We start from the raw sequence: 25,443 nt of genomic DNA, 5'->3' as shown, positions 1-25,443 counted from the left end.
TGCCTTCAGATAGGCTGACTATCGATAGTATACATATGAAGTACCGTGATTTACTATATACTTTCCCACTGTTGATATTCTTCTGTTTTTCTTTTCAAAGCGCCTATACTCAAAAACAGGCCAATGTATGGTATTTTGGCAATAAAGCAGGGATTGATTTTAACACTTCTCCTCCCACTCCGGCGCTAGGCAGCGTCATGGCACAATTTGAGGGATGTGCCACTATTTGTGATAAAAACGGAAACCTGCTTCTCTATACGGACGGGCGAACCGTATGGAGCCAGAATCATACTGTTCTCACAGATGGGGACGGGCTTTTTAGTAGTGTAACATCTACCCAGGCTGCTTTAATTGTACCCCAGCCCGGCAACGATTCTATTTATTACATATTCACTACTGATGCTTTTGAAAGGGAAGATGCACTTACCAACCGGGGACTTCGTTATTCAGTAGTTAATATCAAGCGGCAGGCAGTAACAGAGAAAAATATTTTGCTGCATCCTACTACCACAGAAAAGTTAACGGCTGTGCGGAGTTCGGATTGTGGCGTATGGGTTATTACTCACCCTTTTGGGTCCGATGAATATTATGTATACAAAGTTTCTACCGCAGGGGTAAATACCACTCCGGTTATTTCTAAAACAGGTTTGCCTCATCAGGGTAATGTAGATAGAGCAATAGGGCAATTAAAAATATCGCCGGATGGAAAACGGTTAGCGTGCATAATTGACGGTACTTCCTTCGAAGGTTCTCTTGAATTGTTTGATTTTGATCACCAGACAGGTAGTATCTCAAATGCCAGAAGACTAGATATGCCAACCCTTGAAGATGGAATATTAAACCTATATGGCGTGGAGTTTTCCCGGGATAATACCAAACTCTATGCTACCAATGATGTAAAAATATTTCAGTATAATTTAGCTGATCCAAGCCCAAAGCCGATAGAAGTAGGGAATTTAGTAACTAACTCTATCTGGGCCTTACAACTTGGCCCCGATGACAAAATATATTGTGCTACCTCCACAAAAAAAGGAGTTATAAGTGTTATCAATAATCCTAATGGTGTAGGAGCCAGGTGTGATTTTAAAGCAAATTCTTTTAACCTTGGAAGTGGAAGTTCTAACCTAGGACTGCCAAATTTTATCCAAAGCTACTTTCATCTTTATCAGCTAAGCAGCGATATTACCGTAAGCAATGCCTGTATGGAGGGGGAAGTGACTTTCTCGGGTTCTGCTACGGATACAGATGTAAGCTGGCAATGGGATTTCGGCGATCCGGATTCAGAAGACAGCAACACGGCTATGTTTCAACAAGCTAGCCATGTTTTCAGTAAACCGGGCACCTATACAGTTACCCTAAAGGCCACCAATGCCTGCGGCGAGTCGGCTGTTACCAGTAAGCAGGTATACCTATTTGCAGATCCGCTTATTCATTTTGCCCAGGATACCCTTACCCGCTGTTATGATGAAGTGCCGGTAGAAATTACGGTTCCCACCTATGCAGGTACCACCCTACAATGGGCGCATGGTCCTGCTACGCCTTCTGTTCAGGCAGATAGCAGCGGATGGTACAAAGTAACGGCTTCTAACCCTTGCCGCACCCGTACTGATAGTATTTACCTACATATTACCCCACAGGCTACTGCTTACCTGCCCGATGATACCATTGTCTGCGATGGCAACTTCGCGTTACTGGATGCAGGCAACCCCGGAGCCGCTTATTTGTGGAATACCGGCGAGCGTACCCGCAGCATTGAGGTAAATAAGCCTGGTAAATACTGGGTGGAGATACAAAACAGGTGCAGTGCGGCAGTAGACACAGCCAACCTGGTATTTATCAGCGAAGAGGTAGGCAGCTTTACCACCAATGTATTTACCCCCAATGGCGATGGCGTAAACGATACCTTTGTCAATTATGTCATTAATTCTCCCGGTTACCGGATACAGATTGTCAACCGGTGGGGCAAGGAAGTGTTTTCCTCTACGAATGCTTTTGAGTATTGGGATGGCCGCATACAGAAGCAGGAAGCTCCAGCAGGTTTGTACTTTTACTATATATCCACACAGGATTGCCGCGGGCAGCCGCTACAAATCCGGGGTAGCGTTACCTTGCTCCGATAGCGTGTCTAATTGCTTTAGGCGCATAGCTGCCCCCAAAGAGTTTCAATCGCCTGTCTGGCTACCCAACTACCTGTTTTTAATTTTTATATTTATTCGTATCCCTTATGATAAAACAAAATCACGCATACTTGTTCTTATATGCATTTTTACTGTTTCCGCTATCCTGCTTTGGACAAACAGAGAAAGGCAGCAAACTGCTTGGCGGAAGCGGAAGTATACAATTTTATGATCCGTTTAGTATCAGCATATTTCCAGATGTTGGCTTCTTTGTAAAAGATAATCTGGCTCTGGGCAGCGGTATTCCGGCTAGTTTTTCTACAGACAGCCGCACAGACTTTGTTTCGCTGGGACTGTCTCCGTTTGCCAGGTTTTATCTGGGCCAAACTACCCTGCGTTATTTTCTGACGGCCGAGGTAGGGTATCGTCACACCTGGAATACCTATACGTTTCAGCAGGACAAACTGCAACAGTCGTACAATACCTGGGATATCCGTGGCGGAGCAGGGGCTGTGTATTTTATTACCCAACAAGTAGGTTTGGAGGCGTTACTGAGTTATGGCACTTTCCGGACGTATGTAAGTGGAGAAACGATCCTTAACCGGCTGAACTTGGTGGTGGGTTTTCAGATATATTTGCCAGCAAAGCAGTAAGGCCTTATTTTTTCCTCTGTTTCTATCAGTAATAAATGGTGATTGGGGTATGTCGGGCTCTCTTTTTAGGCAAAAGTCGAGAAGAAAAATATACTTGAATCAAGAGGCGGCTGCCTTATTTTTAGTTAATCAAAAGGGGCGTGGCTGTTGCACAACGCATAATATGGTAAAATAAAATACAAGAACCTGCTGAAGAGGAAGAACTAGAGCTTTATTATTTGGATGAGGTATATAACTGACGAGTTTTTGCAGATTATATGCACAGGCAGCCATGATCATCATTTTATGAGCAGCTTGCTTTCCCTTTGTGTTGGCTCTTTTCATACCATAGTAATTAAGTAAGCTGCCAAAAACAGGTTCTACCGTGGCCATCCTTCGTCTCTTCAGGCTTTTACCTTCATTGCTTTCTACCCGTTCATGCATAAGTTGATGATAGCGGCGGTAAACACTAAAAATTAGGCTTTGTCGTCTTTTGTTGCCACAGCAGTCCTTTTTAAAGGGGCACAAGCCACAATCTTTCACTCTGGCATGATAGTAATGGTTAGCAAAGCCCTTGTCCATTTTGATGCCATGGTAATAGAGCAACTTTTCATTGCGGCACGCATAGGCATTTTGTGTTGGATCATAAGTAAATCCTTCTCTTACCGGATGGTAGCTACCGTGTAGCGGAATGAAGCCTTTGATTTTTCTAGCCTCTAAAAATGCATAGTTTTCACCAGAGCTAAAGCCTCCATCTGCTAATATGTATTGAAGAGGCAGGCTATATTGCCCAAGTTTACTCGATAACTTGTCTACAATAGGTAGCAGGTGTTTGGAATCCCGTTCATCAGCATAATCTGCTTGGATGTGGGTAATCACATGGCAATAGGTATCTACAGCAATCGTGGATAAGTAATATAGGCGGCAAGGCTTTCCGGGTTTATGATTGATGCGTGCATCAGCGTCCGTAAGACTTTGATGAGTGGTGTTATTTCTTCCTTTCTTTATTGGCTTATCTATCTTTTCTAAAGCCGTGAAAGGAGATTTTAGCTCTGAAAGGTTAGCAGGGTCAATTTGTTTAGATTCTCCCTTAAGTAGTTGCCATGTCAAGATGGCTTTGCGTTTAAATGTATCAAGTGAGGCATTTGCCTCAACAAAGGCGGCATCTACCGCTTGCGTGTGACCACTGACCATGCCTGCTTCTACACATTGAGCGAGTATAGCTTGAAAACAAGCATTAAACACAGCAGCCGGTAATCGCTTACGTGTACGGGATAGGGTACTGTGACAAGGTAATGGCTCGCCTAAATGGTAATCTAAGAAGTAAAGAATGTCTAAGCGCAACTGACTTTTTTTAATAAGAGCGCGTTCAGAACAAATATTTTCAAAGTGTGCTACCAGTTGTAGTTTGAAAAATACTACTGGATCTACTGACTTCTGCCCACATTTGCCATAATAAGGGGCTACTGCTTGATAGAGAAAGTCTAACTTCAGTAGCTGCTTAATTTGGCGATAGAAGTTGTTCTTAGGAACATAAGTTTCGATTACAACTGAAGGGCAAGTTTTGGATGGATATGTTCTTTTGCCTACCATTCCTAAATTTACCGCTCATTCCACAAACTAAAAACAAATAGTTGTGCAACAGCCACGGGCATTTGCCGTTACCTTTGCCTGTGGCTCGGGATTGGGTTTTATTACATCGTCTTTTTTACAGGCTGAGATAATGAATAGGAGAGCTATCCATACGAGGAGGCTTTTGAAAGGTAATGTATTAAGGGAAGTGAATATGGATAGTAGCTTCGGTGAGTCAGTGTCTGCCGATGATTGTTTTTCTGCAAACGGTTTGATAAATGATGTCATTATATATTGATTAAGGAATGAGAAAGAACGGCGGAGCGGCAAGCACCCGCAAGAGAGTGTTTGCTGGTTTACCGATTGGTTTTCATTTACTATTAGCAGACAGATGAGTTGTCTGCTCCCATTGATTATCTTCTGATGGGTAGCTCCTTAATTGTATGGCCTGATTTGCCCTTGTACACTATTTAGTGGACACAACCTGGATAGACATTAAAATGCTTTGGCGATCTAAGTTTGAAGCCCTTCATGATCCAGGCCCCATAGATTAAAAGAAATGCGGGGGTAATTACCAGCTTTTAAGGAGAGCTCGCGCGAGAGAAGCGTCATGCGCTCAATGTAGCGGTTATTCTTCAGCATACCTGCATCCAATACCCGGAATGGCAGAGAATTTAGTAATTCCATTACTTTCCGGCGTGCATCGTCGTCATCAGAAGTTACATATATATCACTTTTCAAACCCTGCAAAACAGGTTCATCAAAAACAACCCAATAGGTATTCTTAAAAGCGCCAACCACATTGCTTTGCGGAACTATCTTCTGTACCTCTTCTGCCGAGGAGGTATCATAAGCTGTTGTGAAGTCATCAAAGGTAGCATTGAATGGGTTGGTAATATCAATTAATATCTTGCCTTTCAACCCTTCTTTGTTTTCTTGTAGCCAGGGGAGTAAATCCCTGAACCAGAGGGTTGGAATAATAATGTCTGCTTTCAGTGCCTCTTCCAGGGGTACTACCTCCAGGTTGAGGGCCAGTTCCTCAAGTACTTCCTGCGCCTTTTGCTTGCTGCGGCTGCTAAAGAGGATGCTATCGGGATAAGACTTATAGAAGGTTTTCAGCAGGGCTTTGCCCATGCGGCCGGTGCCAATGATTGCTATTTTCACTTTTAAATAAGATTAGTAGTTAGATTCTTTATGCACATACTCTTGAAAAGACCGCCCGATTAAATAATAGCAAAGGTAATTAACCTGTACTGGATAACTCTTCCTTTAAATCAGGAGGATATTCCTACTCCTTACAGATTTTGGATAGGAAGGAGCAGGAAAAATTGATTTTCTTATGGTGATGCGTCTTTACCTGCTAAAGGTCTTTTACCAGCCGTAGCGGAATATGTGGCGGATTAAACCCGGTTACCGAAGCGCCAAAAGAAGCATAGGTATCGGACGGCAGCTGTATAAGCCTGAATGAAACCGGATTTCCTTCCTCATCTATCTCCGAAGTCCATAGCAGGCAGTTTGTACCCTCTCCGTGCGGGTTTCCGTTGCTTACCATTAAGTTGCCAGGTACTGCATTGAATCCAGACCTATTGTTGGCAAACCCGTCCCTTTTCAGCCATCCGGTAGTAGCCATCAGGTAGCCAAGTCGCTTTTTGGATTCAAGGTCCGATCCATCGGTTGTACCCCACACCTCATTGAACTCAATACCCTGCGAGTCAAGCAAATCCAGAAAATCTTTCTTCGTAGGAATTCGCCAGCCTGCAGGTATCTGTAACTGCTCAAGGTCAGCATGCTTCAAGAAGGTACCATACTGAGGCTTCTCGGTATTTTTTATACCCCCGGGGCCGGCATAATTCACCGACATCCATTCCAGCTTACCAATTTTTACGGTTGGATAATAATGGTTACCCATCTGCACGTAGGTGCCCGAAGCCGGAGGAACAGAATAGGGATTAGCATTTCCTCCATCACCGGGTATGCCCGAACTACCGTCTGCTTTCAGGTAACGAGCAGAAATCTCCATGCCACCGTCGAGTCTTTTAGCCGTCAGGAAGTTTTGCGAAGTGGTATAGGTAGTTGCCTGGGCATGGGCTAGAACAGTTTTATAGTTTTCAAGGTCTTTCAGACTAATATCTGATTCCTTATAGCCAGCATATTTATTGATGAAAACCCTCATTTTACCCCTTTGCGCATGAAAGGTAATGGTAGAAGGGCTTGAGTGATAGGTAAGCGTACCTGATATTTTGTAGCTGTACTGCTTTACCTCATCGAGAACGTTCATAATTTTGGTGGTGTATTCCACCGCATTTTTTCCGTCTCTGGTAATTACCAGCGTTCTGAATTCTTTCCACCCTTGTTCGCCCTGAAAGGTTTTCTCCTCCCAGTTTTTACTTAGGGGGCCTTGGTTATGTTCAGCATACCAGGTTCCGGTATATTCTTGGGGTATGGCAGATACAGGCGTTTCAATTCCACCACTGTTGTTTTCGCCCGGAATTTCCAGTTCCGCCTCCTTCTCTTCACAGCTCAACATACTGAGTGCAAAGCATACATAAAGCACTGTTTTTGAAAAAAGATTATTCATGTTTATTCAATTTGATTGGTTGTTTTCAGATTAGGAATTGTTCCAGAAGTTCATTGTCACTGCCATAATACCATACCCTGTTTGTGTTCTTTTCTGTAGCTCAATTGGGCTTTGTAACCTGTTAATAGCGCCAGCGGAGAGAGCAAAAAGAAGGTTAGCTTTTGCAGCCATATAGGATAGGCAGTGAGATAGAAATGGTTTTTGTACTTGTTTAATGTTAAGGACACCTGAAGCAGGGATATCCAATGACCTTTCCCCTGCAGGCCGTATTGCGGGAGGGCCAATATAGTTTCATATAAAATTTCCGTACACAGGGCAGGCTTCATTTCACATATGAAATGAAGCTCTTCAGCCACACCAAAAATTTCCAGCTTATGCGCTACGCCTGGCGGAATAGTGATGACATCTCCCACCTTATATATCTCTTTTTTTCCGTTTACTGTAGCCACTAACACACCCGATTTTACAGTGATAATTTCGGTTTGCTTCGGGTGCACATGCATATAAGAATGTAGCAGTTTCCCTCCTGGCGCAATAGTTATATCTGTCTGCAGCAAAAGGCCTTGCGTATCTTGAGCAGTCCGGATAAACGTGACCGTTTGCCGGCCGGAAGGATTATAGATGATGTCGCCTTTACGAACCATTTTTTAGTTATTTGTATTTAAATGAATGTTCATCTGGTTCAATTACCCGAAGATGCCGGCTTTTTGCGCTTGTTTTATATGACAAAGGTAGATGGTAGTAGGCCTCAGGGAAATAGGACCTACTGCTCATTTTTATAGGTAGTACTACCCATATTTTAACCGCAAAAAAGCATTGAGAGACTAAATGTGTTGTAGATGAGGAAGGGGGTAAAGACCTGCCTTTACTTGTTTGTCCGTAGCGGGCAATACTAAAGCCCATGAACCAGGGGAATAAGTTAAATCTCCGCTTACTGCCGGCTAACAAAAAATTTTGATGTTTATTAATATGGGATAATAGCAGATTCTTTAAATTTATGAAGTGAGAACAGGCAGATTCTTTTTTTTAGTGGCCCTTATAGTGCTGATGTTTTTTAGAGGACAAATATGCTATGCTGACATTATTCCGGTCATCACTCTACAGAATGGAGCAGAGCGCTATTCTATTGGCGGCAAAGTAGCATTGCTGGAAGATGCCGGTGGGGAACTTTCCTTTGGACAGGTATTAGATTTAGATACAGCCTTTCGGATGAGCAAGCAGGAAAATCCTGTATTTGGTCCCTCCTCCTCTACCGTATGGTGTGCTTTCAGGCTGCAAAACAAGAGCAAAGAGAATAAATGGTACCTTGAGGTGGGAAATTCTTACCTGAACCAGGCCGAGTTGTATGAGCAAACCGCAAATGGGGAATATAGAAGGATTAAAACTGGTACTGGAGAGCCTTTTAAAGACCGGAGCATACAAACCAACCGCATTATTATACCACTCCATATAGCACTAGGTTCTGAGAAAATGTATTATCTGCGCTTCCAGAGCAGGAATATTTTACGCTTTCCCCTGCAGATTTCTACCATGCCTGCCCTTTATGAAAGGAATCATCCTTATGATCTGGCCAACGGAATGTATTTTGGGCTCATGTTCTCGCTTGTTATCTTAAATCTGTTTGTATATCTCTCCCTTAGAGACAAATCATACCTATTATATATTTTATACATCCTGTGCCTCGCCCTAGATATTGCCAGTATCAGGGGCTATATTGGGGAGTGGCTGCCGGAATCTTTCATGTGGCTGGTAAACAACCGTATATTTTCGGGCTTAACCATTTTCTTTGGCGTAGCATTCAGCAATTCCTTTTTAGGGGTGAAAAGGCAAATGCCTGCTCTTTACCGCTGGTCATATGCTATTTTTGCCTCTGTTATAATCATTTTTTTCCTTAGTATGCTTAGGCTATATGTGCTTAGTTTTGTCTGGATGCTACTTACCCTTATCCCTGGTTTTATTTATATATACATCACAGGCATAAGTGCCTGGCGCAAAGGCTTTAAACCCGCTCTCTACCTGACCATCGCTTATGGAGCTATGGGAACAGGCACTTTCATTTATGCGCTAAAAGACAATAATCTGCTACCGGAGAATTCTTTTACAGAAGGTGCCATGCAGTGGGGTTCTGTAACTGAGGCGCTGGTACTTTCTTTTGCACTGGCTAGCAAATTTAACTACTACAAGAGGGAAAAAGATGAGGCGCAGGAACTGGCAATCAAACAAGCGAATGCTTTTTCTCAGCAGCTTATTCAGTCGCAGGAATACGAGCGCAAACGAATTGCTGCCGAACTGCACGATAGCATAGGCCAGAGCCTGATCCTGATAAAAAACAAGGTGCTCTTGCTTCGAAAGCGCACCCATGAACCCCATAAGGTGGAGCAGCATGCGCAGGATCTGACTGAGAGCGTAACCCATACCATTAATGAAATCAGGGCCATATCCTATGCCCTGCGGCCTTTTCAGCTTGATATGCTGGGCCTTACAGCATCTGTGCAGAGCCTTGTAGAGGAGGTGGCCCAAGCAAGTGGAATTCATATTTGCGTTGAGGCAGATAATATTGACGGTCTTTTTCCAAAAGAGGATGAAATAAATCTTTACCGGATTGTGCAGGAATGCCTCAGTAATATTGTAAAGCATTCAGGTGCCAGCCAGGCACGGCTCTCACTAAGCAGGAACGAGCAGGTGGTGCAGCTCAAAATAGAAGATAATGGCCGGGGCATGTCCTCCTCTGCCGCTGCTGCTCAAAAAAAGACTGGCTTTGGTCTGCTGGGCATACAGGAGCGGATTAATATATTGGCTGGTAACTGGCTTATCAAAGAGGCTGTTCCACAGGGTACCATCATTCATATTTCTATCCCACTTTCCGTAAAATATGCAAACGCTTAATATCCTTATTGCAGATGATCATCCGATTTTCCTCAAAGGCCTGAAAGAGGTAATTGAAACGGAAGAAGAGTGTAAGGTAGTGATGCAGGCGGTAAATGGACAGGAAGCTGTATTTGCCCTCAAGACCAATAGAATAGATGTGGCCGTACTTGATATAGATATGCCGCGTATGAATGGGTTGGAAGCAGCTCAAAAAATGCTTGAATTTCAGCCGCAGCTGCCCATATTGCTGCTGACCATGCACAAAGAAAGGGCACCCTTTATGAAGGCACTGGAAATTGGTATAGCCGGATATGTGTTAAAGGAAAATGCTGTAACAGATGTAGTAAATGCCATTTATGCAGTGGTGCAGGGGGGTAATTATATAAGCCCCGAAATGTCGGCTTACCTGCTTAGGAAACCTGCCAAAACAATCAAGCCTGTGCCAGACGATAAGCTCAGTCTGCTGACTTCATCAGAGAGGCAAATCCTGCAGAAGATTTCTATGTATAAATCAAGCAGGGAAATTGCCGATGAACTTTTCATTAGTGAAAAGACAGTATTCAACCACCGCATGAACATCTCTAAAAAGCTTAACCTAACCGGCAAGAACAGCCTGCTTCGCTTTGCTATTGAGCATGTAAGTACGCCTGATACCTGAACATTGGGCCAGGTTGCTGCCATTAGCAGGAACCTGCCGCCGACACTATATTTCTGTTCATGTTTCCAAATAACGGTGTTAAAATAACCCCCCAATTATTATAACTCCTTAAAGCGGATATGTCATCTTAAAAAGTGTTGGCCATTAGCTGCTCTATTATCCCTTCTTCATTTTCTTGTCCCGTCTTTTTTTTGTTTGCTAAGTTCTTCTTGCCAAACAGGTATAAAATCATAGGTTGGATAAAATTCAGTTGCGAATGCGCCCCAAGCCCCTTGTTCTATAGACAGATTCAGGGTGCGCAACTGAGCAGCAGGGATCTTAACCGTGACTACCTGGCCAATTCCCATCATCACATACCAGGAAACGACCCTGGCTGACTTAGGGGGAAAACGTTCTAAAAACTTGTTTTGTTGTTGTATTTTTCGAAGTGAATCCAGACTTTTATCTTGTTGATGCTTTAAGAAAATGGTAATTAATATACTATCTGATGATGCATGTGTAGACGGTTGGGAAAAAGAAGGAAAGCTGCTCAGTAAGCAAACTAGGAGCGTATATATTATCTTCTTATAGCTGAATAGAAGCTGAGTGGTCATAGCTTGAGGTGGACCAAATGTGAGTTTATCTATTCCAAGGTAAGGTAAAGAATCTGCTTCTGCAAGAATTAGGCTGTGTATGAACCTTTCTTAGAACCCTACCAATAATTCTCTTTAAAACAAGGACATGACATTGTAACAGTTTACTGGAAAGTTTTTAGGAGGGGCTACAAAAGAAAAAAAACATCCTGAACTTATTACAAGGCCAATAGTTACCTCAAAGGGGAAGTTAATTTAACTACCTTTTAGGGTAACTACAATTTAAGTTTTAGACAAGCTTATCATTGATGTTTATTCTACTGTTCACTATTTTGTAGCAAGTCCATTTAGGATTTTTTTACTCTTAAACTAACTAAAAACGCAACGCTAGAATGCATTTTGTTTATTTATATAGATGTCGTTCACAATCTTTATTAAGGTCGTCTTAGCTGACAATTTACTGTTTGCAGAAGTTTTCCCGCGTTATATTGCATTTCTTCGGTAGGAGTAAAAGGCCTCAAGCCAAAATTTGGAATGATAGCTTTAGTAATGCGGGGATTTGAGTGAATGCTATTACCCCTTTATTCCAGTAATTACTTTTAAGATGTAAGGCGGAAAAAAATTCTCCCATACATCTTAATGGAAATTTTTCTTTCTTTTTGCCCTCTCTCGTCATTCGATGGGATATAAAACAGATAATGAAAGAAGCGCGCCCTTGCAACACCTGCCAAAGGAATAAAGAGGAAAGGATAGGCAAAAGGCTAGCCCATAAAGTTCTCCCTAGATTCTCCTGAAAAAAGAAGGGTTACCAGAAGGAACCTGTCCAAGAGCATAGAGCAGCCAGATAAAGGCTACTACGATAAGTAGTAGAAAACCTACTATTTTAGTATATATGATTATCATACAAGCAGAACAAGAAGCTTTTCATTCAATAATACATCACTTGATAAAAAGGTATATATTCTCAAATATATACCTTTTTAGTGTAATTCATCCATATTAGAGCATTTCTTTAGTATATAAGGCTAAAAGGTAACAATAAATAGTATCAGTAAGGACCATAAACTAAGCTTTCCACTTAAAAGTGGAGAATTAACAGAGTATAGTTTTACAATCCATATTTTATTGAGTTATCCCAAAGGGAGGTTTTTGTCAATTTATATTAGGACAAGACCCTGTTTGGATTATATGTTCGAGTACTATCTGGGCACTCGTTTTTTGTGCCATAGCCACCGCTACTTGCAAAGCAAAGTCGGCTGCTTTTGAAAAATCAGTGGGGACTACGATCGTTTTCATACTGTTTCAGGAATAGTTAGCCAAGAACTGAAAGATAGAAGATCAAGCCTGCCAAGGCAAAACACAGAATAAGTTTTGCTCACTATTAATTTTTCGGAACAGGTTATTATATGGCTCTTCCTCCCCCGACCAACCAAATGACCTCTTCTAAAGGAGAGGCGCAGGAAGAGCCAATATTTTTATGCGACTTCAAACAAAGGCCTGAACGAATAGTTGTAGATAAAGTAGGTTTTAGGCTGGTTGTTACCCGGATAGCTGGTAAGGATACCTTGGTTTAAAGCGCTACAATGACTGCACATCTATTATTGCATAGGTGAACTAAACTTATAGAGCGGCCTAGGCTGCTGTCAGTATGTCATCAGGCTTAGGCATGACCCTTCCCCAGCTAACTACTAGCTGGTAAATAAAGGGCATTATGGTTGAGAATATCTGCAGCAACTAGTGCAGGCCCAACGAGTGGTCAAGGAACAGGAAAAAGGTAACTGTCGCATCAGTAGCCCGGATACGCAGCCACCAGCGGAGATCTATCAAATCTACCATAGGGAGTAAGGGGGGGGTATTAACTACCTGAATTTCTTTCCCTACAAACATACACGTACAACCTTAAAAGGAGATTAAAACCAGATTAGAAAAGGCTTAGAAATTTCCGCGAAAAAATCAATTCTAAGCCTTTTCTAATCTCATATTAAGACTCTTTTAATCTAACCACTTTATCTTGGCCAATAAATTTTCTCATCTGCAGGAAAAATCTTTCAGTACACAGGCAGTACCATGTTGCATCATTAAATTCATTTAACCCTATGAATACTACTTATTTAGAAAAAGAAATGGTCTCTTTTCAGCAATTCAGCAAGCAGGAGGTGCTTTCTGATGCGCAGGCTATTACCCTGCGGCACACTAAACTTGAGCGGGCAGTCCTGTTAGGCAACTTATATAAAGTAAAGAGTAAAATCTATTTTGAAACCCAGCAAGGCAGTAAGGTTATTGAAACCACTCTTTGGGCGGTTACAAGCAATTATATTATCATCAAAGGAGGGCAGGTAATCCCTATTCCATGCATCACTCATGTAGAATAATTTAGTGTCCGGCAACAACTAGCCTGTTTGTTTTACCAAATTTGCCGGGCAATTTCATAGAGCTAACCTGCATATTGTCCGTTTATGAGTATATTAGATATTATTTGTATCCTGATTAGCCTGTCGGTTGCCTTTATCTACCTTAATAACAGGTATTTAAAATTACCTGCTACCATTGGTCTGACCATTCTTGCCTTGCTGACTTCGTTTATGCTTATTCTGACAGGCAAGTTTGTTCCGGCTGTTACCAGGCAGGCACAAGCAATAGTAGTGGAGTTTAATTTCTCTCAGGCACTGCTTAATTTTATGTTAAGTTTTCTTTTATTTGCGGGTGCCATCAGCGTCAATCTGCGAAGTCTGATCCGGGAGCGCTGGTCTATTCTTACCTTAGCTACGGTAAGCACCCTGCTTTCGACAGTTATCACCGGAGTCTTGCTGTATTATTTGCTGCAGCTCTTCACTATTCCACTCGATTTTATTTATTGCCTGCTATTTGGCGCTTTAATATCTCCGACTGATCCTGTGGCCGTACTCTCGATGGTGAAAAAACTAGGAATTTCCCGCAGGCTTCAGGTTAGAATATCTGGTGAATCGCTTTTTAATGATGGCATAGGCGTAGTGCTGTTTCTATGTGTGGCCAGTATTGCTTCTGCCGGGGTAGAAAATTTTTCGCCCCTTACAGCCTTAACCCTTTTCAGCAAAGATGTTTTAGGAGGTATTCTACTGGGTCTGCTGCTAGGGTATATAGGATATCAGGCGCTTTCTGCTGTTGAGAATGAGTATTTTGAGATAGAAATACTTATTACCCTCTCTATGGTGATGGGGGGCACCAGGCTGGCGCAGTTGCTGCATGTATCTGTGCCTCTGACTATGGTGGTAATGGGTCTTTTTGTCAGCTATGAAGGCAGAAGAGAAAATACGCCTCTGCTAGCCAATTTATTTGTCAGCAAGTTCTGGCATTTACTTGACGAAATACTCAACGCCATCTTGTTTCTGCTGGTCGGATTCAAATTATTAATTATTGAGATCCGGCCGGATTATCTGCTTGCCGGTGTTGTAGCGGTTCTGGTTGTATTGATTTCCAGATATATCGGTGTTATTATCCCTATCTATGCTTTTAATTTTAAACGCAGTTTCAGCCACCGAACCATTACCATCCTAACCTGGGGCGGGCTCCGGGGCGCTATCTCTATTGCCCTGGCACTTTCCCTACCGGAAACTGCTCAAAAAGAATTCATCATCGCTATCACCTACATGGTCGTGCTATTTTCTATCCTGGTGCAGGGCCTAACTATCGGTAAACTGCTCGAGAAGAAAGAAGAACCAGAAGTAGAAGCAAAAACATAAACGGCGATGTGGCCGGATAAAATAATTAAAGTGCAACTAGTTACCGTAATTATCTTGATGCTACTACTATGAAAATACTGCTTGTTGAGGATGAACCCAAAGTATCCTCCTTTATCAAAAAAGGGCTTGAAAGCCAGGCTTGCCAGGTAGACATAGCCTATGACGGGCTGATCGGCAAAAAAATGGCCCTGGGCAACTATTACGATGTGATCATCCTGGATGTAAACCTGCCTCATATAAATGGTTTTGAGTTGTGCCGGATCATCCGCAGAGAAAGAGTGAATGTTCCCATCCTGATGTTAACGGCGCTGGGTACACTCGATGATAAACTTACAGGCTTTGATTCAGGGGCATACGATTACCTGGTCAAACCCTTTGAGTTTCGCGAGTTGTTTGCCCGGCTAAAGGCCCTACATTTGAACTACAACAACAAACAGCCCGGGCATGCTGTCTCGCTGCTTCGCTTAGCTGACCTGGAACTGGACCTGCAGGAAAAAGTGGCCCGCCGGGCAGGAAAAGAAATTGAGCTGACTGCCCGGGAGTTTGCCCTGCTGGAATATTTTATGCTTAACCGCGGCAAGGTTGTCTCTAAAACCGATATTGCTGAAAAAGTATGGGAAATAGATTTTGATACCGGCACCAATATTATTGAAGTATATGTAAACTACCTGCGCAATAAAATTGACAGGGGCTTTGCTTCCAAGCTGATCCATACCGTAGTAGGCATGGGCTATATGCTGAAAGAAAAATGATATACTCATTCAAGAAAGTATTCCTTTAAAGTTTCTTAAGTTATCATTATTCTGTTTGGTAGGTATGCGTATTGATTCAACGATTGTAAAAAACGTGATCGAGGAAAAGCTTAATAAACGACTTATCAGTTTCTCTCTTAAAGGAGAAGGGATGTGTAATTATGCCTGGTATGCCATATCGGAAGACAATCAAATATATATGATCAAACAAGAGAAACCAGAAAAAGAGGAAGAGGAACACAATGACCTGCTTACAGAAGCTGGAATCATCCGGAAATTAAACGAAAAAAGTTCTTCTTTACCGGTGCCTCAACTTATATTTGTGGCTGACAATCCCAAGATGTACGGCTATCAGTATATTGAGGGGGAAATGATGAAAAGTGCCTGGGGCTTTTTATCCCAACAAGAAAAAATTTTGCTCTGTGAAGACTTAGGAAAATTCCATGCTCTATTGGGAAATGCCCTAACTATGGAAGAGATAGGCGAATTAAAGGTTACAAACAGATGGCAAGCAGCCTTAGAAAAAGAGACGGAAGATGATGTAAAGCTGTTTTTACACGATGCAAGTATTCCACAACCATACAAGCAACTAATCAAGCGTCTTTACAAGATACAACATGAAACGAAAGTATTGGCCCATTTTGGCCTGTGTCATAATGATAGCCACCATGAGAACATTTTACTCAATGAAGGAAAACTAGCCGGCATTATTGATTTTGGAGATTCAGACTTTGGAGATGTTCACAGAGAATTTGCCAGGTACGTTCAGGACTATCCGCACTATGTTGAAATCATTGTAAACACCTACGAGAAGCTATCTGGCAAGACCTTATGCCGAAGGCGTATGCTGGCCATAAGCCTATTAGAGATAGTAGATGATCTGAGAACAGAGTATATAAAAAATGGGCGAATGGAATTACTAGACAGGCTTTCGCTCTGGTTTACAGAACTTACACTTGATAGATGAAATGCCTAAATTACAAAAAAAGTTGCTACAGCACCGGCTAAGTATTATCCAAAAGTGCAAACACGTAAATCTTAAGGCTACTTAAGCGGTTAGCTGTGGCATATTGCTTAACTAAATGACTATCCGTACCCGCCTTACGCTGTTATTTACCCTGCTGGTAGCTACCCTTTTGCTGGTCTTCTGCCTGTCTATTTATTACTTTTCTTCCCTTCACCGGAAAAATGAGTTTTACAACCGCCTAAAGGCAGAAGCTTATGCCTCTGTTGAGCTCTTATTCGGCAAAGAAACTATAAGCCCTGAACTATTCAAACTACTGGACCGCAACCAGATCACGGTGCTCTATGCCGAGGAAATCATTATATACAATTATCTGAATGAGATCATCTATGAGAGCGGCACCGATTACCTGGCAGTGGACAATGAGATATTAAACCAGGTACGGCTAGAAAAAGAAGTTTATTTCAAGCAAGGACAACGAGAAATAGCAGGCATCTTTTACACTGACAAATATAACCGCTATGTTGTATTCACCTCTGCTATTGATAAATATGGATACAGCAAACAAGCCAATCTTGCTCTCATTTTATCTGTTGGATGGCTGGTAATGGTTCTGGTGGTGTTCTATGCCGGCCGTATTTTTTCTTTCAATGCCTTACAACCTATTACCCGTGTGATCAGGCAGGTAGCTAAGATTACGGCTTCCAACTTAAACCTACGGGTGGAAGAAGGAAAAAATGAAGATGAGATCAAGCAGCTGGCAAACACGTTCAATGAGATGCTCAACCGTCTGGAAGAAGCTTTCCGGGCCCAACGTTCCTTTATCTCCCATGCTTCCCATGAACTACGTACGCCCCTCACGGCTATCAGCGGCCAGATAGAAGTAGCCTTGCTTGCCGATCAGTCTGTAGCTGAGTATAAGGCTGTACTCACATCGCTGCATGAAGACACACAGGATATCATCAGATTATCGAATGGATTGCTCAGCCTGGCTGGCCTCAGCACAGACACCTTGCTCACCCGGTATACGTCCCTGAGACTGGATGAACTACTATGGCAAGCCAGATCCGAACTGCTGGGCTCTCATCCGGATTATACCATACGTATCCGCCTGCCGGAAATGCCAGAAGATGATGCAGCATTGTTTATAAACGGAAATGCACTGCTGTTAAAAGCAGTATTTATCAATTTAATGGAAAATGGCTGTAAGTTTTCACCAAAAAAGCAGGTAAAGGTAGAACTTGCCTTCGAACCACAAGCTTTCAGGATCACTTTTACCGATGAAGGTATAGGTATTGTAGCGGAAGACTTGCCCCATATTTTTGAGCCTTTTTTCAGAGCTGCTAATGTAGGGACTATTCCAGGGCATGGGATAGGTTTATCTTTAGCCAGGCGCATTATTGATTTACATCAGGGTAGCATTACGATTCATTCTGTTCTTAAGCAAGGTACTACCATTGCTATTATCCTTCCACGCCATTTCTAAGCTTTTTCTAATGCCTTTTTAAACATCCTCTAATACTGGGGCGCTACCTTTGGTTTAGCAAACTAAAAAGGCTACCCCAATGAAGATCCTCTATTTGTTACAAGTTTTGATTGTATTTGGCTTTTTGAGCAGTATGTCCAAAGCACAAAGCATCAGTCCGGATGAGTCTTTACAACGGCTTAAGGAAGGCAACAAACGCTTTATCGAAGGAAAGTCTGCCCGTCCACGACAGGATCCGGCTACGATCCGCAACCTAAGTAAAGGACAGCAGCCTTTTGCCATCATTATGGGCTGCTCAGATTCAAGGGTTCCCAGTGAAATTATCTTTGACCAGGGACTAGGCGACCTGTTTATTGTCCGTACAGCCGGGCAAGTGCCCGCTCAGGCATCCTTTGGAAGTATAGAGTTTGCCGACCGGGTGCTGGGAGCTAAACTGATCGTGGTACTTGGTCATACCTCCTGCGGAGCTGTGGCAGCGGCCGTAAATGTGCCAGAGGTGCCCGGCCATATTGTACACCTGATTAATGAGATTAAACCGGCAGCACTCAATACCAAAGGAAAGCCCGGCGACCACGTAACCAATGCCATCTATGAAAACGTGCGGCTGCAGGTACAAAAACTGCGTGAACTGGAGCCAGTATTAGCCCAGGACGTAAAAGCAGGGAAAATCAAAATTGTAGGGGCAATCTATCATCTGGAAGATGGCAGGGTAGAATTCCTTCCCTAAAGAAACAGTAACGCAATGACTACTATGATCAATCAGCCGGTTTTTAAAATACAAGTTTTGTGCTGTCTGCTTACCTGCTTGCTTACTGTGAGTGCAGACAAGCCGGTAACAGCGCAGCAGATGGAGCCGGTGCGCAATGCAGGCTATGACATTAAGTACCTGGTTCCGGCTAACTGGGTCCATATCAGGCAGGCACATAAGTTGGCTATCCTCTCCACGTATGTTAACCCGGAAGAAACGATCTTCTTTCTGGTAGGAAAATTTAAAGATGACAGCAACCAACTGACACCTGAGCAGGCCCTGCAAGAGCTGCTCACAGACTTTGGGGTAAGCCAGAACAAATTTATTCCTACCCGCTACAACCGGATCAGGTTTATGCAAACTTCCGGCAGAGGCATAAAAGATGGACAAAGTGTGCACTTCGATGCAATGGCCGCTAAACACCGGGGCAATATTATTCTGCTCTATGTGTATGCCACCAGTGATGCGTACCTGAACAACCTGGAGCTGATAGAAAAAATTGCCCATAGTATGGCTCCCTATAATGGAAGAAAATAAATCCGGTGCGGCGTTTTGTGCCTTATGTATGCTTGATAGGAGAAGAGACTTTCTAGGAGAAAATAGTAATTTTATATGCATCTCTACACAAAATCAGCATTTCTTAGTTGCTTAAGCTTTTTTTTGGCTTTTCCATCCCTACAGGCACAAGCTGTTCAGCCACGTATCAATGCCAGTCATGTGCATACCTGGCTACAGTATTCTGGCAATCATAAATTCAGTAAGCGGTGGGGCTTGCATGCAGAAGCGCAGGTACGTCGGACGGTAATGTTGGACGAATGGCAGCAATTGCTGTAATTGCTGTTGCGTGCAGGCATTGATTATTATCCGCATCCGCAGGTACGCATCACGGCAGGCTACTGCTTTGTAGAAACCTACCCGTACGGCGAATATCCGGTAGCCAATGCCTTTCCGGAACACCGGATCTGGCAAACCATCCTTTTAACACAGCCCCTAGGGAGGCTTACCGTTCAGCACCGGCTGAGGCCCGAACAACGGTTTCTGGGCAATGCGGCTACCGGTAGGTTTGAAAACGGGCGATATGAAAATCGCTTCCGGTATATGTTCCGCGTGGTATGGCCCCTGCAGGGAAAAACCATGGAACATCACGAATTTTATGCCGCCTTTCAGGATGAAATTTTTATTAACTTCGGAAAGCAGGTGAGCTATAATGTGTTTGACCAGAACAGGATCTACGGGGCCATCGGCTTTAACCTGGGCAGCCCCGGAAGAATAGAAGCCGGCTATATGCACCAGTTAGTCCAGCAACGAAACCTGCAGCCAGACAGGCAATTGGTGTTTGAAAATAATCATACCCTGGTAATTGCCTATTTCTGTAACATCAATCTTTACAAGGATAAACAATAAATCAAACTTACAAAGTAGTTCAACAGTTATCGAAAGCTATATCCATCAGGCAAAAAGTTTGTATGAAATAAGTAGAAGGACAAAGTCAATTATAAAGTAATTCTCGCTGTAAATGAGCAAGTCCACAGAACTAAATTAGAAATACCTTCATAATACCTTACTGATTTTCAACTTTTAATTTTCAACTATCCTGAACGACTCTCGAATGGTTTACATTTCCAAATTTGCATATTTACTTGATCGTTGATACGCATAAAAGGCCACTTACAATAGATATAATAAATTCAGACAAGCCGGCTCACCAATGGCTACTGACAATTAGCTGTGAACTATAAACCACCAGGCCGGACACATTCTAAGCCTTTTCTAATATTGTCTTAATTTCCTTCCAAGCTAGCTGCTGCATCTTTGATGTAAACAAACACCAGAGTTATGTCAGAGTTCAGAATACGCTACCGGGAGTTGCCAGAAGATGAACTGTACGCGGATGAAACCATAACAGAGCCCCGCATAAATGCCCGGGCTAATAAGTTACTGCTGGAGACCAGTATAGCAGCTATATGTATGATCTCTTTTGCAGGAAACATTATTTCCTATACCCGCATACAAGACCTGGAGCAGCTGCAGGATAAACACCTGCTCCGGTATGACTCCTTATTGTCTGCTAAGTTACTCTCCGACCAGGAATTAGCCCGCTTAAAAGCCAGTTCGCATACATATCCGGCAGAAGATAAGCTGATAAGAATCCTAACACATGAAGCTGCTTTACCGGAAGAGAACCCTGCGCCAGATGGAAAATAGTTTTTCACCTTAAACAATTGTAAGCCATGAACCGCCTATATATAACCTTGCTGAGTTTATTTATTGCGCCTATATTGCTTCACGCAAACGACAGCCCTGATTACTGGTATCGCGGCACAGTATACCTGAAAAGTGGAGAAAGCCTGGATGCCCTGCTGCAATACAATCAGAAAAAAGATTATTTACTGCTTATGCAGGAGAGTGGTATAAAAGCCTATAACGCCGGCCAGATAGACTCTTATGAAGTTTTCGATCCTGTGTCCAGAATCCACCGCACTTTTTACCCCTTGCCCTTTTCTGAAAAGCGCCGGCAACGCTACCAGTTTTTTGAACTTCTGCAACCGGGAGTGCTGAACCTGCTGAGCCGGGAAGTAGAGCGTATACAAGACAGGTTTATGCCTAATCGCTTTCATGGAGGTATGATTCACCAGCCAGGTATGTTTCACCATCCGGGTATAGTTCATCAGCCGTTTGTCCATATCGTGAAAGTAGATGAATTCTATGTGCTGGATAAAAAGGGGCAGATGCACGAATTTAATGGAAGCAAAAAAGAATTGTTAGCCCTAATGGCAGACAAGGCCGGTAAAATAGAGGAATTTATCCGCAGCAGAAAGCTTGACCTGCATGATAAAACACATCTGAAGGCTGTCTTCCGCTACTACAACGCCTTACAGTTGATAGAAGAAAAGAGATACCCTGCCGGTGAGGTATGGGACGAGCCGCTCACCCTTTTTTCCGGGCTAGCCCTAAGCCTGACCCTGCTTCCATTTCTAAGTACATTCTAATCTATCCTTAATCTCCTTCTAAGCCTGCCGCCGCAATTTTGTGGTGTAATCAATCAGAAACAAGTTTTTATCACTAAACTATTAAAACGATGCCATATTTCAGAGATAACCGTTTCAATCTCTTCAAGCGTGAGAGAAGAAAGTCTACCATATATTTTCACACTGCTGCCAGCAGCCGCTGGTTCGGCTCTTTAGCGTCCAGGTGGAAGGGCAGCATACTGCAAGTAGCTGCGTTGAAAATAGCTTCTTTGTTGAAAAAAGCACAAAAACATCCAGAGACTTATGGCTGAAGAAGGATAAAGCAATACGTATGCATCAGCTTTTAGTTGAATTTCACTTAACCTACAGAAGTCCATGAAAACGCTATTAATTATATTGACCTTACCGGCTTTGTTTATTTGCGCTGATACAGAAGCACAAACCGGCAAAAAAACATCATTTACAACAGATCCTTCTTACTCAGTCCATAATTATAAACATCCCAATAAAGCTTCACTGGCCAGACAATGGGAAAAAAGCTTTGTAGAGACGCAGTTTATAATAGTCCGGGAAGTAATTCCTTCCCTGGCAGATTCAAGAAGAAATTACAAAAGGCAACAGCGGACTGAGCCTATTGCTGCCAGCCGCGCATCTGAGGCACAGAGAGCAGCACATACAGAAAACAGGCATACATCCCGGTTACAGGATTAAGGCCTGTAAATACACCAAATCCGGCAAAGTAGCCCGGCATACAAAGCAACTAACGGCTATACATTATTTCAAACTTTAAAGACGAAACTATGAAAACGTATCATCCGCTATATATAGGTTTGTTTGTGCTGTTACTCACCACAAGCTGCACCATCGTCAGGCAGGGAGAAGTAGGCGCCAGGCGTACGCTGGGAAAAATTCACCCGCAGATAGCCGTGCCGGGGGTAGTAGGGTTCAATCCTTTTACTACGGCCATCATCAAAGTACCTACCCGTACCATTAATATTGAAGTACGCATGCCTTTACCCTCCAAAGAGGGGTTAACCATCCAGTCAGATGTCTCTATTCTCTACCGGGTAGAAGGCAGGCAAGTGCCTAGAATTGTAGAAACCATTGGGCGTAATTATGAAGAAGTAGTCATTCTTCCCGTGTTCCGTTCAGCGGCAGCAGACATAACCGCCAGCTATTATGCCAAAGACATGCATACGGGACAACGGGCAGCTATCGAAAAATCCATTTGTGAGCTGATGACCAGCCGCCTGCTAGACCGCGGATTTACCATTGAATCGGTCTTGCTCAAGAGCATTGTGCTACCGCCTGGCCTTTCCCAGGCTATTGAGGAAAAGCTGGAAGCCGAACAGGATGCCCAGCGCATGGAGTTTGTGCTGGCCAAGCAACGCCAGGAAGCCCAGCGGCAGATCATTGAAGCAGAAGGTATTCGTGATGCACAGAAAATCATCAACGAAGGGCTTACCCCGATGCTGATCCAGTTTAAGTCTATAGAAGCCTTCAACAGATTGTCTGCTTCGCCCAATAGCAAAGTCATTGTCACAAACGGGCAAACACCCATGCTGCTTTCTCCGCAGCAACTCGATTAGGCGGGCTACCATTTTATTACTGAATACAGGTTGTATGCATGTGCAATAGTAGGTGCATACAACCCTCTCTAAAAATATCTATCACAACTTAAATTAATTCACAACTTAAATCAATTACACGATGCCTAAACAAGATCTATATATGGGACTAGGCAGTCTCTTGTATGCCCTTGCCAAAACCGATGGCCGTCTGCAAGCCGAAGAGTCTAAGTTTATTAATGAGGTGCTCTGCCAAGACCTGAACGGAGAAATGGCCTTGTATGCTTTTGGGCTCCGGGAAGCCTATGATAGCAGTCCGGAAATAGCCTATGGATTTGCCATACGGCGGTTCAGGGAAAACAAGAAAGATTTTGATGGGGAAACCAAGAAAAAATTTATGGCAATCCTTCAGCAGGTGGCCCTGGCTTATGATGGATCTCCCGCAAGGAGAAAGACTTATTGAAACGATGCCGCCGTGATATAGCCAGACTATGACAGCTACAGTCTGGAGTAAAAAGTAAAAATATATACCCTCTCTTTTCAACCAAATCCTCTCCTGCTATGAAAACCTGCTTATTCTGTCATCCGGCTCCAAGGCATTGTTTGTCTGCTGCGCTGCTGTTGCTGCTTTTTACTACTAAACAAACGTTAGCAGTACATCAGACAGAAAAAACAACCAACCTGAAACATACTGGTAAAACGCTTTACCAGGCCTGCACGATATTGCCACTTCTTGAGGAAAATCTTACCGTGAAAATACACCCTCAGCCTGCTGAGGGCAATGGCGGGGATATGTATTTGTCATTTAGCTTACCCTTAAGGCAAGAACTACATATGACCATTCAGGATATGCTGGGCAGAACACACTACCAAGGCTGGCACCGGGCAGAAAACGGCTTGCTTATCCGCTTCGGGCAGCAGTTTCCGGCACTTTCGCCTGGCAGCTACCAGTTAACGGTTGTCTCAGAGAAGCTAATGGCTAAAAAATCTTCTTTGTCGAGTAGTAAGTATTCACAAAAACGTACCGCTATGAAACGGCCTCATCTTTCTTTGAACCTCATCTCCGCTCTCCTATTAGCTATTTGTGGCTGTATGGTGGCAAACAAAACATACGGATATGGCAGCGGCAGAAGCTATGTAATGACTGATTCTACCCTGTTTAAAAGAGACAAAGTAATGACGCTGGCAGGGTCTTTTACTTACTATTCCTGGCAGCCCTATTTTGCTAATAAAGCAGTAGCTTATACAGAGCTCTTGCCAGTAAATGTGCGCCTGGCAACTGCCACCGGGTTTGCCGGATACAGACCCCAGCCCCTGTCAAGTCCCGATTTTGTTTTCTTCCGCTTTTCCATCTTCAGCAGGCCGGACAGGAACAGAAACAATTAGTATAACAGAAATAATGAGTACATAAAATCTAGATTGTTGTAAACAAGACGTAATCAATGACAAAAGAAAGCTTCGTGAAGCTAAGTATATGGTTAGTGCTGGTGTGCTTTCAGAGGGTTTATGCACAGCAGAACCTGTTTAATATACCGGCAGGTGAAATTACGCCCGAAGGCAAAGGATTCTTTCAGCATCAGACCAATATCTATAGCCTGCAGGAATTAGAATCTAAAAATCATTTTGTGTATGGACTGGGAAAAGGATGGGAAGGAGGTGTAAATGTGATCAATCTAAAAATGAACCTCAATGGGCAATCTGCCTTCCTGACTGTAAATGATGAGGGTTTAGGTACACCTATGAAGCCCCTGCTGTTGTTTACTACCCAGAAAATGTTCCGGTTGGGCAAAAAATGGAAAACAAGCATAGGTACCCAGGCAGGTTTTAACCTAACCGGCAACCAGGGCTATACACAACTCACCCACTTTACCTACAATCTGTGGGTGTATGAACCCACAAAAGGCTTGAGGTTACTAGCCGGGCCTTATATAACAGACCACCGCTTTGTAGGCAGAAATAATAGGGTGGGCTTGCAGGCAGGGTTTGAAGCTAGGGTAAGTGAAAAATTGATGCTAATGGGAGATATAATTTCGGGCGGGAATGCAACGGGTGTATCGGTGTTAGGAATTAACTACTCACTAACCAAACGGCTGCAACTTTGCCTGGGTAGTCTTATTCCAAATCCTGGCAGTGAGAACCGGGCTGGGCTTGTATTGGAAGTTAACCTTCTTGGCTTTGATCCGGTGCATTAACTATTTGTTGGCTTGTTGAATCTACCAAATGAAAAGGTAAAATATAGG

30 protein-coding genes are annotated in these 25,443 nt (G+C 43.1%); 22 read left to right on the top strand and 8 right to left on the bottom strand.

Features of this window, described 5'->3' with window-relative positions:
* The first annotated feature begins 35 nt into the window (after positions 1-35).
* Together Q0590_RS26720 and Q0590_RS26715 are read left to right on the top strand one after the other, a co-directional pair.
* Entirely contained in the window at positions 36-2,120 is a 2,085-nt protein-coding gene (locus Q0590_RS26720; protein WP_302040703.1) for a T9SS type B sorting domain-containing protein, read from the top strand.
* 104 nt (positions 2,121-2,224) lie between these two features.
* The gene (locus Q0590_RS26715; RefSeq protein WP_302040702.1) at positions 2,225-2,770 is read left to right on the top strand and encodes a hypothetical protein; all 546 of its coding nucleotides are present in this window, start codon (positions 2,225-2,227) and stop codon (positions 2,768-2,770) included.
* Between the two features lie 129 nt (positions 2,771-2,899).
* On the opposite strand, the gene Q0590_RS26710 is transcribed toward Q0590_RS26715, so the two are convergent.
* The 5 genes from Q0590_RS26710 to Q0590_RS26690 form a co-directional block, all read right to left on the bottom strand.
* The gene (locus Q0590_RS26710) at positions 2,900-4,342 is read right to left on the bottom strand and encodes an IS1182 family transposase (protein WP_302040701.1); all 1,443 of its coding nucleotides are present in this window, start codon (positions 4,340-4,342) and stop codon (positions 2,900-2,902) included.
* A 27-nt stretch (positions 4,343-4,369) separates the two neighbouring features.
* The gene (locus Q0590_RS26705) at positions 4,370-4,609 is read right to left on the bottom strand and encodes a hypothetical protein (protein ID WP_302040700.1); all 240 of its coding nucleotides are present in this window, start codon (positions 4,607-4,609) and stop codon (positions 4,370-4,372) included.
* 225 nt (positions 4,610-4,834) lie between these two features.
* Positions 4,835-5,485, bottom strand: a complete 651-nt coding sequence (locus tag Q0590_RS26700; RefSeq protein WP_302040699.1) for an NADPH-dependent F420 reductase — start codon at positions 5,483-5,485, stop codon at positions 4,835-4,837.
* Between the two features lie 196 nt (positions 5,486-5,681).
* Positions 5,682-6,899: an FISUMP domain-containing protein gene (locus Q0590_RS26695; RefSeq protein WP_302040698.1), complete on the bottom strand. Its 1,218-nt coding sequence runs from the start codon at positions 6,897-6,899 to the stop codon at positions 5,682-5,684.
* A gap of 56 nt (positions 6,900-6,955) precedes the next feature.
* Positions 6,956-7,543: a cupin domain-containing protein gene (locus Q0590_RS26690; protein WP_302040697.1), complete on the bottom strand. Its 588-nt coding sequence runs from the start codon at positions 7,541-7,543 to the stop codon at positions 6,956-6,958.
* Between the two features lie 358 nt (positions 7,544-7,901).
* Between Q0590_RS26690 and Q0590_RS26685 the strand changes: the two genes are divergently transcribed.
* Together Q0590_RS26685 and Q0590_RS26680 are read left to right on the top strand one after the other, a co-directional pair.
* Positions 7,902-9,785 carry a sensor histidine kinase gene (locus Q0590_RS26685; protein WP_302040696.1) on the top strand — a complete coding sequence of 628 codons (1,884 nt, stop codon included), beginning with the start codon at positions 7,902-7,904 and terminating at the stop codon, positions 9,783-9,785.
* Positions 9,772-10,425, top strand: a complete 654-nt coding sequence (locus Q0590_RS26680) for a response regulator transcription factor (protein WP_302040695.1) — start codon at positions 9,772-9,774, stop codon at positions 10,423-10,425. The genes Q0590_RS26685 and Q0590_RS26680 overlap by 14 nt, the downstream gene beginning before the upstream one ends.
* A gap of 167 nt (positions 10,426-10,592) precedes the next feature.
* Here Q0590_RS26680 and Q0590_RS26675 read toward each other — a convergent pair whose 3' ends face one another.
* Positions 10,593-11,018: a hypothetical protein gene (locus Q0590_RS26675; protein WP_302040694.1), complete on the bottom strand. Its 426-nt coding sequence runs from the start codon at positions 11,016-11,018 to the stop codon at positions 10,593-10,595.
* 1,131 nt (positions 11,019-12,149) lie between these two features.
* Positions 12,150-12,293: a universal stress protein gene (locus Q0590_RS26670; RefSeq protein ID WP_302040693.1), complete on the bottom strand. Its 144-nt coding sequence runs from the start codon at positions 12,291-12,293 to the stop codon at positions 12,150-12,152.
* Positions 12,294-12,430: 137 nt separating this feature from the next.
* On the opposite strand from Q0590_RS26670, the gene Q0590_RS26665 reads away from it, so the two are divergent.
* Complete coding sequence (locus Q0590_RS26665; protein ID WP_302040692.1) at positions 12,431-12,571, top strand: hypothetical protein; 141 nt, start codon at positions 12,431-12,433, stop codon at positions 12,569-12,571.
* 160 nt (positions 12,572-12,731) lie between these two features.
* On the opposite strand, the gene Q0590_RS26660 is transcribed toward Q0590_RS26665, so the two are convergent.
* Complete coding sequence (locus Q0590_RS26660) at positions 12,732-12,884, bottom strand: hypothetical protein (protein ID WP_302040691.1); 153 nt, start codon at positions 12,882-12,884, stop codon at positions 12,732-12,734.
* 209 nt (positions 12,885-13,093) lie between these two features.
* Here Q0590_RS26660 and Q0590_RS26655 point away from each other — a divergent pair, with 209 nt between their 5' ends.
* The 17 genes from Q0590_RS26655 (at position 13,094) to Q0590_RS26575 (ending at position 25,395) form a co-directional block, all read left to right on the top strand.
* Positions 13,094-13,369, top strand: coding sequence for a hypothetical protein (locus Q0590_RS26655; RefSeq protein WP_302040690.1), 276 nt, complete (start codon positions 13,094-13,096; stop codon positions 13,367-13,369).
* Positions 13,370-13,453: 84 nt separating this feature from the next.
* Complete coding sequence (locus Q0590_RS26650) at positions 13,454-14,716, top strand: cation:proton antiporter (protein WP_302040689.1); 1,263 nt, start codon at positions 13,454-13,456, stop codon at positions 14,714-14,716.
* Between the two features lie 68 nt (positions 14,717-14,784).
* Positions 14,785-15,468, top strand: a complete 684-nt coding sequence (locus Q0590_RS26645) for a response regulator transcription factor (protein ID WP_302040688.1) — start codon at positions 14,785-14,787, stop codon at positions 15,466-15,468.
* Positions 15,469-15,532: 64 nt separating this feature from the next.
* Positions 15,533-16,435 (top strand): phosphotransferase family protein, encoded by a 903-nt coding sequence (locus Q0590_RS26640; protein ID WP_302040687.1) that lies wholly within the window; start codon positions 15,533-15,535, stop codon positions 16,433-16,435.
* A gap of 115 nt (positions 16,436-16,550) precedes the next feature.
* Positions 16,551-17,918 (top strand): HAMP domain-containing sensor histidine kinase, encoded by a 1,368-nt coding sequence (locus tag Q0590_RS26635; protein WP_302040686.1) that lies wholly within the window; start codon positions 16,551-16,553, stop codon positions 17,916-17,918.
* 133 nt (positions 17,919-18,051) lie between these two features.
* Positions 18,052-18,645: a carbonic anhydrase gene (locus Q0590_RS26630; protein ID WP_302040685.1), complete on the top strand. Its 594-nt coding sequence runs from the start codon at positions 18,052-18,054 to the stop codon at positions 18,643-18,645.
* Positions 18,646-18,732: 87 nt separating this feature from the next.
* Positions 18,733-19,203, top strand: coding sequence for a hypothetical protein (locus Q0590_RS26625; RefSeq protein ID WP_302040684.1), 471 nt, complete (start codon positions 18,733-18,735; stop codon positions 19,201-19,203).
* A gap of 123 nt (positions 19,204-19,326) precedes the next feature.
* Entirely contained in the window at positions 19,327-19,500 is a 174-nt protein-coding gene (locus Q0590_RS26620) for a porin family protein (protein ID WP_302040683.1), read from the top strand.
* Between the two features lie 6 nt (positions 19,501-19,506).
* Complete coding sequence (locus Q0590_RS26615) at positions 19,507-20,070, top strand: DUF2490 domain-containing protein (RefSeq protein WP_302040682.1); 564 nt, start codon at positions 19,507-19,509, stop codon at positions 20,068-20,070.
* 432 nt (positions 20,071-20,502) lie between these two features.
* Positions 20,503-20,871: a hypothetical protein gene (locus Q0590_RS26610; RefSeq protein ID WP_302040681.1), complete on the top strand. Its 369-nt coding sequence runs from the start codon at positions 20,503-20,505 to the stop codon at positions 20,869-20,871.
* Between the two features lie 26 nt (positions 20,872-20,897).
* A complete protein-coding gene (locus Q0590_RS26605) occupies positions 20,898-21,656 on the top strand; it encodes a hypothetical protein (protein ID WP_302040680.1) in 759 nt (252 codons plus the stop codon).
* A gap of 89 nt (positions 21,657-21,745) precedes the next feature.
* On the top strand, positions 21,746-21,946 hold the full coding sequence (locus Q0590_RS26600; protein WP_302040679.1) for a hypothetical protein: 201 nt from the start codon (positions 21,746-21,748) through the stop codon (positions 21,944-21,946).
* 64 nt (positions 21,947-22,010) lie between these two features.
* Positions 22,011-22,346, top strand: a complete 336-nt coding sequence (locus Q0590_RS26595) for a hypothetical protein (protein ID WP_302040678.1) — start codon at positions 22,011-22,013, stop codon at positions 22,344-22,346.
* An 89-nt stretch (positions 22,347-22,435) separates the two neighbouring features.
* The gene (locus Q0590_RS26590; RefSeq protein WP_302040677.1) at positions 22,436-23,224 is read left to right on the top strand and encodes a prohibitin family protein; all 789 of its coding nucleotides are present in this window, start codon (positions 22,436-22,438) and stop codon (positions 23,222-23,224) included.
* Between the two features lie 121 nt (positions 23,225-23,345).
* Positions 23,346-23,666: a tellurite resistance TerB family protein gene (locus Q0590_RS26585; RefSeq protein ID WP_302040676.1), complete on the top strand. Its 321-nt coding sequence runs from the start codon at positions 23,346-23,348 to the stop codon at positions 23,664-23,666.
* Positions 23,667-23,764: 98 nt separating this feature from the next.
* Positions 23,765-24,589 carry a hypothetical protein gene (locus tag Q0590_RS26580; RefSeq protein ID WP_302040675.1) on the top strand — a complete coding sequence of 275 codons (825 nt, stop codon included), beginning with the start codon at positions 23,765-23,767 and terminating at the stop codon, positions 24,587-24,589.
* A gap of 56 nt (positions 24,590-24,645) precedes the next feature.
* Positions 24,646-25,395, top strand: coding sequence for a hypothetical protein (locus Q0590_RS26575; RefSeq protein ID WP_302040674.1), 750 nt, complete (start codon positions 24,646-24,648; stop codon positions 25,393-25,395).
* Positions 25,396-25,443: the final 48 nt, after the last annotated feature.

Source organism: Rhodocytophaga aerolata, from assembly GCF_030503435.1.
GTDB classification, from domain to species: Bacteria; Bacteroidota; Bacteroidia; order Cytophagales; family 172606-1; genus Rhodocytophaga; species Rhodocytophaga aerolata.
The sequence above is the reverse complement of the archived record's forward strand: the minus strand, read 5'-3'. Positions and strand labels throughout refer to the sequence as shown.

Excerpts from the sequence above, each read along its gene's own strand:
- Q0590_RS26720 (WP_302040703.1), top strand. The coding sequence starts at position 36 with ATGAAGTACCGTGATTTACTATATACTTTCCCACTGTTGATATTCTTC.
- Q0590_RS26715 (WP_302040702.1), top strand. The coding sequence starts at position 2,225 with ATGATAAAACAAAATCACGCATACTTGTTCTTATATGCATTTTTACTG.
- Q0590_RS26710 (WP_302040701.1), bottom strand. The coding sequence starts at position 4,342 with ATGGTAGGCAAAAGAACATATCCATCCAAAACTTGCCCTTCAGTTGTA.
- Q0590_RS26705 (WP_302040700.1), bottom strand. The coding sequence starts at position 4,609 with ATGACATCATTTATCAAACCGTTTGCAGAAAAACAATCATCGGCAGAC.
- Q0590_RS26695 (WP_302040698.1), bottom strand. The coding sequence starts at position 6,899 with ATGAATAATCTTTTTTCAAAAACAGTGCTTTATGTATGCTTTGCACTC.
- Q0590_RS26690 (WP_302040697.1), bottom strand. The coding sequence starts at position 7,543 with ATGGTTCGTAAAGGCGACATCATCTATAATCCTTCCGGCCGGCAAACG.
- Q0590_RS26680 (WP_302040695.1), top strand. The coding sequence starts at position 9,772 with ATGCAAACGCTTAATATCCTTATTGCAGATGATCATCCGATTTTCCTC.
- Q0590_RS26675 (WP_302040694.1), bottom strand. The coding sequence starts at position 11,018 with ATGACCACTCAGCTTCTATTCAGCTATAAGAAGATAATATATACGCTC.
- Q0590_RS26670 (WP_302040693.1), bottom strand. The coding sequence starts at position 12,293 with ATGAAAACGATCGTAGTCCCCACTGATTTTTCAAAAGCAGCCGACTTT.
- Q0590_RS26665 (WP_302040692.1), top strand. The coding sequence starts at position 12,431 with ATGACCTCTTCTAAAGGAGAGGCGCAGGAAGAGCCAATATTTTTATGC.
- Q0590_RS26660 (WP_302040691.1), bottom strand. The coding sequence starts at position 12,884 with ATGTTTGTAGGGAAAGAAATTCAGGTAGTTAATACCCCCCCCTTACTC.
- Q0590_RS26655 (WP_302040690.1), top strand. The coding sequence starts at position 13,094 with ATGAATACTACTTATTTAGAAAAAGAAATGGTCTCTTTTCAGCAATTC.
- Q0590_RS26650 (WP_302040689.1), top strand. The coding sequence starts at position 13,454 with ATGAGTATATTAGATATTATTTGTATCCTGATTAGCCTGTCGGTTGCC.
- Q0590_RS26645 (WP_302040688.1), top strand. The coding sequence starts at position 14,785 with ATGAAAATACTGCTTGTTGAGGATGAACCCAAAGTATCCTCCTTTATC.
- Q0590_RS26640 (WP_302040687.1), top strand. The coding sequence starts at position 15,533 with ATGCGTATTGATTCAACGATTGTAAAAAACGTGATCGAGGAAAAGCTT.
- Q0590_RS26635 (WP_302040686.1), top strand. The coding sequence starts at position 16,551 with ATGACTATCCGTACCCGCCTTACGCTGTTATTTACCCTGCTGGTAGCT.
- Q0590_RS26630 (WP_302040685.1), top strand. The coding sequence starts at position 18,052 with ATGTCCAAAGCACAAAGCATCAGTCCGGATGAGTCTTTACAACGGCTT.
- Q0590_RS26610 (WP_302040681.1), top strand. The coding sequence starts at position 20,503 with ATGTCAGAGTTCAGAATACGCTACCGGGAGTTGCCAGAAGATGAACTG.
- Q0590_RS26605 (WP_302040680.1), top strand. The coding sequence starts at position 20,898 with ATGAACCGCCTATATATAACCTTGCTGAGTTTATTTATTGCGCCTATA.
- Q0590_RS26600 (WP_302040679.1), top strand. The coding sequence starts at position 21,746 with ATGCCATATTTCAGAGATAACCGTTTCAATCTCTTCAAGCGTGAGAGA.
- Q0590_RS26595 (WP_302040678.1), top strand. The coding sequence starts at position 22,011 with ATGAAAACGCTATTAATTATATTGACCTTACCGGCTTTGTTTATTTGC.
- Q0590_RS26590 (WP_302040677.1), top strand. The coding sequence starts at position 22,436 with ATGAAAACGTATCATCCGCTATATATAGGTTTGTTTGTGCTGTTACTC.
- Q0590_RS26585 (WP_302040676.1), top strand. The coding sequence starts at position 23,346 with ATGCCTAAACAAGATCTATATATGGGACTAGGCAGTCTCTTGTATGCC.
- Q0590_RS26580 (WP_302040675.1), top strand. The coding sequence starts at position 23,765 with ATGAAAACCTGCTTATTCTGTCATCCGGCTCCAAGGCATTGTTTGTCT.
- Q0590_RS26575 (WP_302040674.1), top strand. The coding sequence starts at position 24,646 with ATGACAAAAGAAAGCTTCGTGAAGCTAAGTATATGGTTAGTGCTGGTG.